The 13904-nt window shown below is 70.3% G+C and carries 7 protein-coding genes; 4 read left to right on the plus strand and 3 right to left on the minus strand.

Features of this window, described 5'->3' with window-relative positions:
- The first annotated feature begins 271 nt into the window (after nt 1-271).
- Both AB8735_RS03195 and AB8735_RS03200 read left to right on the plus strand, forming a co-directional pair.
- Nucleotides 272-607 (plus strand): peptidase inhibitor family I36 protein, encoded by a 336-nt coding sequence (locus AB8735_RS03195; protein WP_372405181.1) that lies wholly within the window; start codon nt 272-274, stop codon nt 605-607.
- 272 nt (nt 608-879) lie between these two features.
- On the plus strand, nt 880-3096 hold the full coding sequence (locus tag AB8735_RS03200; RefSeq protein ID WP_372405183.1) for a trehalase family glycosidase: 2217 nt from the start codon (nt 880-882) through the stop codon (nt 3094-3096).
- Between the two features lie 60 nt (nt 3097-3156).
- Here AB8735_RS03200 and AB8735_RS03205 read toward each other — a convergent pair whose 3' ends face one another.
- The 3 genes from AB8735_RS03205 to AB8735_RS03215 all read right to left on the minus strand — a co-directional run bounded on the left by AB8735_RS03205 (nt 3157) and on the right by AB8735_RS03215 (nt 8450).
- Nucleotides 3157-3657 (minus strand): SgcJ/EcaC family oxidoreductase, encoded by a 501-nt coding sequence (locus AB8735_RS03205; protein ID WP_372405185.1) that lies wholly within the window; start codon nt 3655-3657, stop codon nt 3157-3159.
- Nucleotides 3658-3788: 131 nt separating this feature from the next.
- The gene (locus tag AB8735_RS03210) at nt 3789-6680 is read right to left on the minus strand and encodes a M91 family zinc metallopeptidase (RefSeq protein WP_372405188.1); all 2892 of its coding nucleotides are present in this window, start codon (nt 6678-6680) and stop codon (nt 3789-3791) included.
- Between the two features lie 27 nt (nt 6681-6707).
- A complete protein-coding gene (locus AB8735_RS03215) occupies nt 6708-8450 on the minus strand; it encodes a hypothetical protein (protein WP_372405190.1) in 1743 nt (580 codons plus the stop codon).
- Between the two features lie 626 nt (nt 8451-9076).
- On the opposite strand from AB8735_RS03215, the gene AB8735_RS03220 reads away from it, so the two are divergent.
- On the plus strand, nt 9077-11107 hold the full coding sequence (locus AB8735_RS03220) for a hypothetical protein (protein WP_372405193.1): 2031 nt from the start codon (nt 9077-9079) through the stop codon (nt 11105-11107).
- 19 nt (nt 11108-11126) lie between these two features.
- The gene (locus AB8735_RS03225; RefSeq protein WP_372405195.1) at nt 11127-13892 is read left to right on the plus strand and encodes a hypothetical protein; all 2766 of its coding nucleotides are present in this window, start codon (nt 11127-11129) and stop codon (nt 13890-13892) included.
- Nucleotides 13893-13904 lie beyond the last annotated feature (12 nt).

Raw genomic sequence — 13904 nt, forward strand, 5'->3', positions numbered from 1 at the left:
CCACGCTCCCCGGACGCGGGCGAGGCGGGCCGAGCGGGCGCACCGGCCCGCAGCGGGTCGGCAGGGGGCGGGGGGACTCGATGCGAGGTCAACCGGACAGCCATATATGCCTCTGGCACCCGCCTCCCGGCCGGTCCACTCTTGGCTCACGGATCAGCTACCGCAGTGATCACCGTTCGGCCGGCGGAACCCGTCCGTCGGCAGGAGACGAATCGAGGTTCGCATGAGGGTGGGTTTCGCTCGGCTCGCGACCTGTGCCGGCGCTGTCGCCTTGCTGGCAGGGCTGTCGGCCACCTCCGCCACGGCGACGGCACGGGTCACCCCGGACTCGGGGGACTGCCGGCAGGGAGAGTTCTGTCTCTGGGACGACGCGGATTACCAGGGGCGCTTCGGCTTCTTCACCTCCCAGGTGGCCAACCTGAGACAGAACGGCCTGAACGACAACGTCAGTTCGGTGATCAACAAGACCGATCACTCCTGGTGCCTCTACAGGGACGCCGACTTCTCGGGCGAGTACCGCGTGATCAGGCCCGGCCAGTGGGTCCCGAACCTGCGGAACTCCACGTGGGGCTTCAACGACATGGCCAGCTCCGCCAGGCCCTGCTGAACAGACGTCCTGAGGTAGCAGGGCATTCCGCTCGACGTCGGCAGACGAGGAGCGGCATGCCCTGCTCCGGCGCTCCGTGGGGATGAACCAGTCCGCAGAGACTCACGGGCGGCCCGGTCCGGCGAGCCGGGCGGCCGTGGAGTGGGCCGCGTGACCGGTCCGCGCACCCGTCGCCGGGGACGAGTTCCGGCCGGAGGCGGCGAATCGCGTGATGCGGATGTCGCGCTTGTCCCATGCTGCCGAACACCCCGTCGAAGACCCGGAGTTCACCGATGCGCCCACACCCACGCACCCTGTTCGCCTTCGCCCTTCTCCTCGCCGTGGCCACCGCCTGCGGACTGCCGGCGGCCGCCGCCCCACCCCTGCGGACGGCCTCCCTCCACCACGACGACAGCCATGGCGGCAACGGCTACGACGGCACCGGCTACGACGACGTACTCGATCTACGGGGCACCCCGACGGCGGCGCTTCCCGGACGCGAGAAGGACACCAACCCGGTCAACGTCTTCGCCGACCGGGGGGCTTGGCACGCCTACGCCCTGCCGAAGGCGGACGCCCCGGGCGGCTACGGCGGATTCACCGGCCCCCTCTACATCGCGCAGGAATACCCCTGGTGGTTGAGCACCTCCTTCAGCCGCATCCGGCTGAGCGAGAACGGCCGCGCACTCGACCTCGCCGGCGGCGGCCCGCCGCGCTTCATCTCCCGGCCCGGGTCCCTGCTCCAGACCTACGACCTCGGCGGCGGCCTCCGGCTCACCCTCGACCTGCGCTACGCCACACACCGCACCGCCCTGGTGAGGACCGTGGTGCGCAACACCGGCCGCACCCCGCGCACCCTCGGCGCCGACTGGACCGGAAGCCTGCTGCGGCCCGCCGAGGCACCCATGAGACAGGCGCCCTCGCTGGCCGTCGCGCCCCGGGGCGTCGCCGTCGACTTCGCCAGGGTGCGTGCGGCGGACGATTTCCTCACCGACGGCACCGAACGGTTCGAGGTCCGGCACGCGGATCCGGTACGTACAACCGTGGCCGGGGACTCCTACCGTACGGAACTGTCCGCACCGTTCACCCTCGCGCCCGGCGCGACGCGTTCCCTGGACCGGACCGAGAGCTACACCTTCACGGAGGCCGAGCGCACCGCGGAAGCCGGTGGGCTGCGGCGGGTGCTCGCCGACCCGGCGCGGACCGTGCGGGCGGCCGACGCCCGCTGGCGCGGATACGTCGACGGCGCGACCGCCGGGGTGCCGGCCGGCCGGCGGCGGCTCGCCGTCAAGGCGCTGGAGACGCTGGTGACCAACTGGCGCAGCGCCGCCGGGAGTCTGGCCCACGACGGGATCACACCGTCCCTCTCGTACAAGTGGTTCGCGGGCGGCTTCTGGGCCTGGGACACCTGGAAGCAGGCGGTCGGCACGGCACGCTTCGACGCGGGGCTCGCCGAGGCGCAGATCCGCTCGGTGCTCGACCACCAGATACGCCCCGGCTCCACGACCCGCCCGCAGGACGCGGGGATGATCCCGGACGCCGTCTTCTACAACGACCCGCGGCGGGGCGGGACCAACTGGAACGAGCGCAACAGCAAGCCGCCGCTGGGCGCCTGGTCGGTGTGGCAGGTCTACGGGCGGAGCGGGGACAGGGACTTCCTGCGGGAGGTGTACCCGAAGCTGGCCGCGTACGAGGAGTGGTGGTACCGCAACCGGGACCACGACCGCGATGGGCTCGCGGAGTACGGCGCGACCGTGGACCCCGCCAACGGCTCGCCCGCGGCGCGGCGGCTGGCCGCGGCCTGGGAGAGCGGCATGGACGACGCGCCCCGGTTCGACGCCGCGTCGGGCACCTCGGTCGTGCCGAACCGGGACGGCTCGGGGCGGGTGACCGGCTACTCGCTGACCCAGGAGTCCGTGGACCTCAACGCCTATCTCGCCGCCGACCAGGAGCATCTGGGCCGGATCGCCGCGGAGTTGGGGATGCGGGCGGCCGCCCGCGGCTGGCGGGCCAGGGCGGCCGCCACCGGCCGGGCCGTACGGGAGAGGATGTACGACCCGGCGACCGGCTGGTTCCACGACACCACGCTCGGCTCCGGCGCCCGGCTGACGGGGCGGGGCAGGGGGATCGAGGGCGTGATCCCGCTGTGGAGCGGCGTCGCGACCCGCCCCCAGGCTGCCGCCGTACGCGAACGCCTCCTGGATCCCGCCGAGTTCGCCACCGCGCTGCCCCTGCCGACGGTCTCCAGGAGCTCGCCGTACTTCGCCGCGCGGCAGTACTGGCGCGGCCCCGTCTGGCTCGACCAGGCGTACTTCGCGATCGGCGGGATGCGCCGTTACGGATTCGGCCGCGACGCGGACGCGCTGACCGCGAGGCTGATCGGGAAAGCGGCCGGTCTGACCGGCAACGGACCGATCATGGAGAACTACGACCCGCTGACCGGGGCCGCCCTCAACTCCCCCAATTTCAGCTGGTCCGCGGCGCTGCTGCTGCCGCTGGTCGCAGGGTGACGGCCGGGGCGGGAGCGGCAGGGCTCCGCCCGGCGTCGTGGACCGTGCGCACGCGGTTCCTCACCCCGCAGGCACCGCCGAGGAATGGTGGTTGACGATGAGCCATGCGCTCCCGCGCCGCTCGTAGACGAACGTGTAGCGGGCGTCGACCTTGGACTTGCTGCCGTCCTTGTTGGTCAGTGTGAACTGGTAGAGGCCGGTGTCGATGGCATCGTCGCGGCTCAGGATCTTGATGTGGCGCTGCTGGATGCGGCCGACCGGTTTGCTTTCCAGGAAATGTTTGAAGTAGTCGACTCTCCCGGCCCGCGTGGTGCGGATCTTGGAGGAGACCGTCGGGAGCAGCACGGCATCACGGGCGTAGAGGTCGGCGACGCGTTGCGCATTGCCCGTGGCCAGAGCCGCGTTCCAGCGGTCGAACAGGGCCTCGATCCGGGCCTTGGAGACGGCCGAACGGCGGCCGCCGGATTCGACGGCTTGCGCCGTTCCGGCGACGGTCCCGGTCCCGGTGACCAGAACGGCCGCCCCGGCGATGGCGACCCCGGCCAAGCGCGTACGCCTCATGGAATACCTCCTGCGGTGTCGGCGACAGGCCGAGTCTCCCTCCGGGGCGGGTGACCCGCATGTCGAAAGGACCGGGCGGAGCGACGCGGGACGGCGCGCCGCAGGGCCCGTGCCGGCCCATCGGACACGCCCTAGCGTGCGAGGCGGCGGTACGCGTCGACATAGCCGCGCAGCAGGGCTTCATGGGTCTGGACGGCGATGGCGCCGATGGCGCGCAGATGTTCCGCCGGGAGGGCTTCGCCGATCTTCTTCTCCTTGACGGCTGCCTTGAAGGCATTCCTTCTGCTCTCGGTGATGTCCTTCTCGAAGGACTCCCGGTCCAGTTCGGAGAGCCTCCGGAGTTCGCCGTCGTCCGGGACCGCGAACACAAGATCCGAGAGGTCCTTCGCCGGCCTGGGCGCGACGTCGTAGAAGTCGAGGGCGCGCTTGCCCCACTCCTCCTTGCGGGCGTGGCTCTGGGTGTAGGACTGGCGGAGCGTCTTGATGTGCGCGCTGATCGACGTGGCCGGCGGCAGGTCCTTGATGCGCTGTACGAGCCTGGTGCCGTCGGTGGCCACGGAGCACTCGGGGTCGAACAGCCTCCTGCTGGCCGCCCGCACGTCCGCGAGGGTTTTTGCCAGGTGCTCCCCTTCCTGGTCGTGGATGCCGAAGGTGACACCGGGCTCCAGTTCGTGGGCGCCCTCCTCCAGCTTGATGAAGGTGTTGGGTTCGGGGAAGTAGACGGTCCTGGGCTCGGTCTTCGCCATCGCGACCCGGACGGCCCGGTCCAGGCCGGTGGCGATGTCCACCCGTGGATCGCCGCCCGCCGGAAGGCGGTAGCCCCCGCTGAACAGGTCGGGCCACGTGCCCTTCTCCCTCAGCGCGGCCGCCTCCAGCAAGGTCGCCGCCGCGTCGAAGAGCGGGGTGTTCCCGGGGGTCTTGAGGGAGAGCACATCGGCGTCGCCGGTGTGGAGGTAGACCCGCTCGCATCCCTTGCCGTCGGCGTACAGCGCCTCGACGAACGCCCGTGTCCGTTCGCTCGCCGCGATGGTCTGCCGTATCGCGCCGTAGGGGATGGTCTTCTGATCGTTGAGCTTCGCGCCTTGGGGTGCGCGCCAGAGGAAGGAGAGGACGGCGACCGGGATGCTGTCCCTCTCCTGCTGCCAGGCTTCGACGAACTTGTCGATGATCTTCTGCTGCCGGGCGGCGCGTGTGGCGCGCTCGGCCTCTTTCTCGCCGTGGTGGTAGCCCTCGTTGAGCCCGATGACCAAGGCGCATCCCTGTCGGGTCCCCGTCGCCTCGTCGCGGTAGCGGCGTGCCAGGGCGAGCAGTTTGTCGTGGTCGTCGACCTTGGCCGGGACCATGGCGACGAAGCCCGGGCGCCCCTGCCCGGGCCGGGGGGTGCCGACCGCCCGTCCCTCGTACACATCGGTGATCATGTCCCGGGACGCCTTGCCCTTGGCGGAGGTGCCGGAGCGGGCCCGGTGGATGATCACCCCTATCTGCTCCCGCAGTTCCGCGGGGACGCTGTCGGGGTTCACCCAGTGGGTCCGGGAGGTTTCGGCCGGCTGGTCGGGGCCGCGTCGGCACCCCCGCTGCTCGAGCACGGATCCGTGCTCGGGGCGGGCGGCCCCGAGTTCGTCCCGGTGCGCCCGCACGCTGTCCGCCGTGGCCGGGTCCGCCGTGCTCAGGGCCGCCGCCAGCGCGTCCAGGGAGGTGGTGTCGTGTGCGTAGACGAAGCTGCTCGCGCCGGCGAAGACGCGGTGGGGGATGCGGTCGCGCGGGACGGCCAGGTGGCACACGTTCTGCACCTTCGTCAGCGCGACGTAGGCGATGCGGTGCCGGAATCCCAGGTCGCGGGCGATGGCGACCTCGCTGACCCCGCGTACCCGCTTGCGCTGGTACCAGGTGGCGGCGGCGTCGCGCAGCGCGGCGAGCGCGTCCTCGTCGCGGCGGCCCGCGCGTACGACCGCGCGGGCGTGGTGGTCGAAGGCCAGCCGCTCGGCCCGTACTTCGGCCGGGGAGGGCGAGATCCGCCGGCCCTCGTGGATCTGTACGATGCCGTCGATCCACTCCAGGGCCACGTCGCTGCCGTGGGTGCGGATCTCCTCCCAGAACACGTCCCGCAGCACGACCAGTCCCTGGGCCGTCTCCGCGACCGGAAGCGGATGGAGACGGCGCAGGAACAGCTCGTCGAACGTCTTGTCGTAGAACGCCATGCGCTCCGCGTGCGTCTCGGTCTTCCCGGTGCGGGGCACCTTCGCGGGGTTCGGGTTCCTCTTACTCTGCTGGTATCCGGTGCCGTACTTCTCGCGGAACAGCCCCACGGCCTCGTTGGTCGCTTCCTGCCGGATCCGCCGGCGCTCGGCGGTGTCCTTGCCCGTCTCGTCCGTGGTGCCGGCCAGGGCGTGGGCGCAGTGCACCAGTTCATGGGCCAGGGTGACTTCGGGAGCCATGGGGACGTCGTCGACGAGGAGCATCACCCGTGGGTGGAAGGCGACGGCGGAGAACGCGCCCCGGCCGTCGTACTGCGGTCCGGTGCCGCCGTGTTGCAGGGACCACTGGGCGGGATCGCCGTCGGTCGCCTGCATGATGATGACGTTGATGCCGGCGAGGTCCCGCTGCGTCAGCGTGCGGTCGTTCTTGCGGGAGCCGCGAGGGCCGCACAGGACCCGTCTGTTGAGGCCCGACACCCAGTCGTCCGGACCGCCGTAGGAGCCGTCGGGGTCGGGCAACGGCCGGGCGTGGCCCAGGAATTCGACGAGGCGTTGTCCGGCTTCGGAGGACTCGATCCGCCGCAGCAGGAAGTCGATCTCGCGTATGTACTCCTCGGCGCGCAGCGCGAGGTCGGGCCGGGGGTTGGCGGTGGGGAGCACCGTGGTGACCGTGGCCGGGTCGGGGCACACGGCGATGCCGGGCCGTATCACGGTGACGGGGAGCGGTTCGCCGTCGATCCAGGTGACGGCAGTGGGGGGCTCCGCGGCGGCGCGGACCGGCCGCGGCGGTGCCAGGCGGGCGGGGTCGATCCCGGTGGGGCGGGGCATGGTGGGGTGTTTCCTTTCCACGGGGAGTCAGTCCGTCACGACCAGGACGGCCCGGGCCTGCTGCCGGGTGTCGGTGGTCAGGACCAGGGAGCCGGAACCGCCGTCCGCCGTCGGCGCGGTGCAGCGCAGTGAGATCTTCTCGACGGTGGGCAGCAGGTTCGGCAGCCCTGCCGTCGGGGAGCCCGTCGCGGGCAGCAGGGGGGCGAGTGCTTCCCCGAGTGCGATGCCTTCCTGGGCGGTCCAGGTCGCGGTCCAGCTCAGTGCGTCGGGGTCCTTGTCGGCCACGAGTTCCAGCTCCATCGGCGATGCCTGCGGGCCGCCGAGGAGGAGGGTGCCGGTGGCCTCGATCTCGGGCGGTCCGTCCCCGGTAGTGATTCGTGCGCCGAGCTGGAGGCCGGCGCACAGCCCGGCCGGCAGGGGGAACTCGGCGGATCCTTCGAGGGCGAACAGCCGCCCGGACGGCGTCGGTACGACCTCGAAGTACAGGTTCTGCAGGGTCAGGTCCGCCAGGGAGGCGGGCAGGCCGCTGCCCAGGGTCCGTTCGGTCCACGCGCCGATCTCGCGGAAGGCGATGCGGTCCGCCTCCACGGTCAGTCCCCACCCCTGGGCGGTCCTGCCGCCCCGTACCCCGATCCGGGTTCCCCCCAGGACGAGCGTGCCCGTCAGGGTGGCCTCCAGTGCCCGGCCGCCGCCCCCGGCCAGCATGACCGCCTGGTCCTCGATCCGTACCCCTGCGATCTCCCAGGGGCTCAGGAGTTCCCCCGCGACGACGAAGGTTCCGTCCCTCAGGTCGCACAGGAAGGAGAGCCGTCCCGTGCCGGTGCGGCCGAGGTCGGGTGCGGCGCTGTCGAAGAGCCCCTTGGCGTCGGCGATTTCGCCGTGGGCCGTCAGGGCGGGCAGTTCGACGGTGACGGCGCTCTCCAGTCCGCCGACGGCCAGGTGCGCGCTCAGCTCGACCGACAGTCCGCCCCGGCCGTCGTGCCGGGCGGCGGAGTCCAGGGCGATCCGCGCGGCGACCCGGCCGAGCGTCAGGCCGTCCAGCAGCGGCCACTCGTGCGCCAGATCGACCTGGACCTCCCCGGTCACGCGCCCGTCCTCGGGGTTGCAGGAGACGGTGACCTCGCGGAGCGCGGGCAGCGCGGACGCGAGGAGCCCCTGCCACTCCCCGGGGAAGTGCTCGGTGACGGCGTCGGCCCCCGTACAGCCCGGCAGGTCCGCCAGGTGCCGCAAGGAGGGCAGGGAGAGCCCGTCGGGGAAGCGGGCGGACAGGGTGTACGTGCCCTCGTGCAGGGAGGCCAGGAACAGTACCGGCTCGTCGAGGCCGGGCAGTTCCCAGCCGGCCCCCGCGAGGGCCGCCGGCTGCTCCCGTCCCGCCTCCTCGTCCGGCCGGGGGGTGGCGTCGAGGACGACGACCGGGGTCCGGGCGCCCAGGGCCTCCAGCGGGCCGAGGTCGTGCGCGGGGAAGGGCTCGGGCAGCCGCCACTGCGGCGCGTCCACGACGAGCACGAATCCCTCGACCTCCCTGCCCAATGCGCCGGACAGGAACTGCGCCGTCACCGGGCAGGGGTCCGGTCCGAGCGAGGGGATGGTGCAGTGTCCTCGCGCCGTCATGCTCCCCGCGTCGAATTCGACGTCCGAGAGGGTCAGTTCGGGGCCGCCGAGAAAGGTGGCGAACACCTTCCGGACTGCGGGGGTGCCGAACTCGTCGGCCCGGAGCGGCAGGGTGCGGCTCCGGGCCCTCTCGGCAAGTTCCTCAACGGACAGTGGCATTGCCGATTCCCGTCCTCGGTAATTCGTCGGTCATTTACAGCCGTCCCTCCCGGGGAACGGAGGATGGTCGTCACGGACATGCGATGCGATGCGATTCGGCACGCCGGCCGGGACGTATTCCCCATTGCGTTCAACGCTCAACAGAATGGTGTTCAACGCTCAACCGACCGGATGGCGGCCTGCTTTGCACACGGAGCGGCAACGGCATGGCGCCCCAACCTACAATGGACTCGAACCGCAGGCCACTTGGCGGTGCGTGGTGTAACTCACAGCAAAACCGGGGAGCTCGGCATGCGATTGACGCGTTGTCACTTGCACCCCGTCCGCGATGTCACGGAAATTCACGTGCAACACGGTTCCTGGGCTATCGTCTTCACGATCCGGGCAGGCCTCCGCAGCGGAGTTCCGCTGCGCCTTCCGAGAGACCCGTGCCCCGACCCACCATCAGGACCATACGAACCATGCACATCACTGCCCATGACCTCAGGGCAACCCTTCAGGAAGCAATTGACGGCAGGAATCCGTTCATACTCCCGTTACGTCGGCTCGGGATTTTCGAACAGCCTGATTCGCGCCATCGCCACCTGTATTCCGACCGTCCCGTCGACCTCTCCTCCGTGGACTCCATGGACTCCGTGGACTCCGTGGACTCCGTCGACCTGGAGGGACTGGAGATCACCGGCCGGGCCGTGCTCTTCGAAGCCTGCGCCCCCATGCCGGTCCATATCCGCTTCACCGAGGACCCCGACGGAAGCATCTCGGCCGTGACACTGGCCGCCGCGTACGACGACGCCGGCTCCCCGCCGGCCGTGCGCCATCCCGCACTGGACGAGGCCCTGCACGCCCTGCCCGGGCTCGGGGAATACCGCACCACGCGGCTGACCGTGTTCTACGACATCCGCCGGCAGACCAACACCGTTTCCTACGGGATCGTCGCGGACCTCGACGGGCCCGCCGCGGGCTGTCGGGCCCGGGCCACCGTCCGGTGCACGGAAGAAACCGGGAGCGCGGAGAGGGTGACCGCGACCGCGGACATCGCGCTTCCCGGGGCCGGGTCCGAACCGGGCCACGGTTTCTCCGAGTTCGCAGGCTGGGCAGGTGCGGATACGGCCCGCTTCGGTGGTTCGCTGGACGCGTTCGCCGTCCGGTCGTTCGCCTTCGGCTATTCCTCGCACCCCGACAGCTTCACGTTCACGCTGTCGGGAGAACTCCTCCTCTTCGGCGTCTCCGGCACGGCGACGGTCGAGATCCGGTCGGCCGCGTCGGACGACGGCACGGAACGCGACATATCCGTCTCCGGTGCACTGAGCGTTCCCGTCCGGGCGGGTGGGGACGCACGGAATCTCGTCCTCGGTCTCACCTACGCGCACGAGGAGACCGACACCCTCACGGTCGCGGGACGATTCGCCGACGCCCCGGCATTCGACGGTCTCGACGGCGTCGCACAGCTGCCTTTCGTACCCTCCGAACCGAAGCTCATGGCCGAGCTCCCGGACGGGCTGGCCGACATCGTCCGGCACATTTCGGTGAACGGGCTGTCGGCCTGCTTCGACCTGTCCACCATGTCCTTGGCCGGCATCGGACTCGACATCGCCGTCAAGGGCGAATGGACCCTGGTTCCCGGTCTGCTCACCCTCGAAGAAATCGACCTGTGGTTCCTGCTCGGATTCGGGAAGGGCGCCCGGCGGGCCCAGGGCGGCCTGACGGCCCGCGGCCGCCTGCCCGGCGGCCTGGAGGCCGTCGCCTCGGCCTCCTTCCCCGACCCCGTGGTCCGCCTCGTGGTGGAACCGCAGGTGCTCCGCGACCGCGAGGTCGGCGAATTCGGGCCGGTCCGCCTCGACGGCGGAGGCGTCCGGCTGCGCGAGGCGCAGGCGGAGTACACGGTGCGCGACGGCTCCTTCCTCGCCGCCTTCGCGCTGGAGTCGGAGATCCACATACCCGACCCACGGCCGGGAGCCGACCGCTCCCCGGTCGTCCTGACCGGGGCGGAACTACGGCTTTCGGGCAGCCCGGGGGAGCCCGTGCAGGCCCTCGTCGCCGCCCGCATGGACATCGGGAGCGCCCACGCGGAGGTAAGCGCCCGCCACGACCGGGACCGCTGGATCCTCGACGCACGGCTCACGCATGCGGACTTCGGCGAGCTCAGCGGCTGGCTGCACGACGAATTCGGCATCACGGCCCCCGAGGCTCTCGCCGGACTCCGTCTCGACCGCGCGGAGTTGTCCTACGAGCCGGGCCCGGAGCGCAGGATCAGTCTCGAATGCGACGGCTCCATGAGCCTCTTCGGCCACGAGGCGGTGTTCTCCACGGCCGTCGATCTCGCGGACCGGGAGGCGTCGTTCGACGGAACCCTGCGCATCGGGATCGTCTCCCCCGAAGGGGAACCGCACCCGATGGAGCTGCGCGCCCACTTCCGCAAGGGAGACAGCACCTGGGAAATCCAGGCGAGTTGGCGCGATCCCGGCGGGATTCCCCTGACCTGGCTCCTGCCCGACGCCCTGGATTCCGGCATTCCCTCGGCGAGCCGCATGCGCGTCGACGAGATCGCGCTCACCTACGACGCCGCCACGGGCTCCTGCGTACTGGGGCTGAACGCGGGCGGCTTCTCGCTCGTGGCGGTCGACCAGCGCGTGCGCGACCGGAACCCCCAGCACTGACCCCCTTTGAGGACGATCCATGCCCCATCAGGAAAAGGACCCCACGGGCGCGCCGCCCCGCCCCGCCGGCTGTTACCAGATACCCGGCTGGCAGGACTGGACCGCCGATTACGAAGCCAAGGTCGGGGCCGCGCTGGCGCGGTCGCCCCAGGCCGTGGGAGCGGCCCGCAAGACCCTCTCGCGGCTTTTCGAAGTTCTCTGGCAGGACTGCTCCCTGAGCAACCCCGAGTCGACCGGGGACGAGATCGCCCGGAAGGTCGTCGGCGCCTTCTATCTCGACGACCTCACATCCGCCGGGCAGACCGGCATAGAGGACTACGAGCAGCGCATGGAGCGGATCACCTTCCTGCGCAGCGAACCGTCACAGCGGGATGTGGAGCGCGGTGACTGGAGCCTGCGCGAGGTGATGACGGCCATCTACAACGCCGCGTACTTCCGCTCCGGAATCCTTGCCAAACGCGGCAAGGGGAATGCCGCGGACGTCTCGTTCAAGGCGCTGGTCCACAGGCTCTGGCTCTCCTCGGAGACGCCCCGCCGTGAGCGCGTGCAAAGAGCCCGTGAACTCGGTCTCAACACCCGCCATCTGGATCCGTACGCGCACTTCCTCGCCACGGACACCCATCTCCTGGTGCAGCGAGCCGCCACCGCGCTGACCCCCGTCGGCTACAACTTCGCCCGGGACGTCTACGCCCTGGGCTGCCTGTCCTTCTACTCCGGTGCGGGCGACACGTACGAGATCGCGCAGAGCCAACGGGCCCGGCAGGCCCGCGTGGACCTCGACTCGGTGGAGCGCAAGCAGAACAGGGCGCACTGGGAGCGGCTGGGGCTGCCGCTCTCCGCCGCGGAACGGGCGTTCCTCGCCACCGACGAGGACTCCTTCCTGACACTCGAAGGCTTCGACGTCGAGGAGTTCCCGGTCGACCAGGTGCTCAAGGACCCCTTCGGCAACCCCGACGAACACGCGACGCGCAAAAAGCTGAAGGAGGAGAAGGGCGTCCTTGACGTCCAGTTCCACCACGGCAGCGTGCGCGACCCGGAGACGGACGAGTTCCCCCTCGTGAAGGTCGTGAAGGTGGTCGCCCGACAGGTCGTCGCACACCGCTACCGGAGGAGCGACCTGGGCAGCACCACCCTCTCCGGTCCCGAGTTCCCACTCCCCTGGATGTCCGGCTGGGCCTACTACGACATCGACCCCGGTAGCCACTGGTACCGGTCCGTGACCGCCAAGGGATTCCCGGTGGCCACGGGCGTGTCCGGCACCACCGCCCGGATGCTGGCCACCTTCGGCTGGCTGGACGTCCCGGGGTGCCGGGCGCGCGACTTCCTGTACGCCCTCATGGGCTGGATGCTGCCCGCCCGGGACCACTCCCTGTACGAGATCCTGCGCGGCGCCGGGATGGCGCTGCTGACCCCGGGACACGAGCGGAACAAGGTGGGGCCGGAGGGATCCACCCTGCGCCAGCGGACGCTGCTGGGGCAGGAACACCGTGCGGAACAGGAGTTCCTCGCGGGCCTGATGGCCACGGACGACGTCCGGCGGACCTACCGCACCTTCCACGATGCATGTCTGAAGGAGGTCCTTCAGCCGGCCGACGCGGCGCGACTGGACCCCGACTCCGTACCGCACGAGTTCTACGCCGACCGTGTGCAGGCGAACGCACTCCAGGAAGCCGATCCGGCGCAGCTGAAAGAAGCGCGGAACATCATCGAGACGTTCCGCAAGGTCGTCGAGGATTACCGGTCCATGGCCGAGGTCGCCCTGCAAGGAGACCGGGAGACCGCCAGGAGCATCAGATGGATCCTTGCCTCCGACGCCCGCATCGGCCAGGAACGGAACCTCGCGGCGCACTGGAAGCTCGTCCAGGACGCGGCACGGCAGTTGGTCGACCGGGTACACCCCGCTCATCTGGTCGCACTGGGCGTCTACACCACCCACAGCCATCAGGCCATGAACTACCTGCTGGAATTCGATCAGCGTATGCCCGGTCCCATCACGAGCTGGGTGGACGCACCCACTCAGATGGCCATGCGCAAATGGTTCAAGGCCCTGGTAAAGGCTTATGCAGATGCCAGGCTGGGTGACGGTGTGATACCGGATCTGCCGTATGTCCTGACCAAGAGCAGCACCTGCCGTACCGCATACGCGGCACTCAACGGCGCGCTCTGGAACTACCATCCGGCCACGACCGACGAGGAAAAGGCCGAGAAACTGCGCGCGGTCCACGAGCGCACGGAGGATTTCCGGCGGGCCATCGATCGCCTCCCCATGGACACCGTGGTCGCCGAGTTGAGGACCCATGTCGACCTGGCGCACGAGGCCCTGGAGAGGCTGCCCGGCTATACCGGGAAGACCCATCGCGGAGACTGGGCGCTGTCCGGCGGGATGGGGTTCCTCGATGCCATCGGCGCCGCCTTCGGAACGTACGGACGTCTGGGGTCGAAGGTCACCTTCACCACGTTGACGAGTTCCACGCTGGACCGCGGGACAGCGGTCAAGTTCGCACAGAAGAACGCGTCATGGAACGCCACGCACGGCAAACCGGTGCTGCTCAACTTCGACCTCACCGAGGGCGAGGGGTGTCTCATCGAGCGGTTCAGTCTGGCCGAGGACGAAAAAGAGGTGCTGATCAAGCCGGGCACCAGACTCCGGGTGGCCGCCCGGGAGATGCGTCTGGCGCATCCGGAGAATCCGGAGAACGACGAGCTCATCGAGGAGATCGATCTCGTCCCGGACGACTCCCGGGCCGGTTCCTGGAGCCTGCTGGATTTCGTGCGCGCGAAGTAACCCCCTCCCCTT

The sequence above is a fragment of the Streptomyces luteireticuli genome (assembly GCF_041519305.1).
Taxonomy (GTDB): Bacteria; Actinomycetota; Actinomycetes; order Streptomycetales; family Streptomycetaceae; genus Streptomyces; species Streptomyces luteireticuli.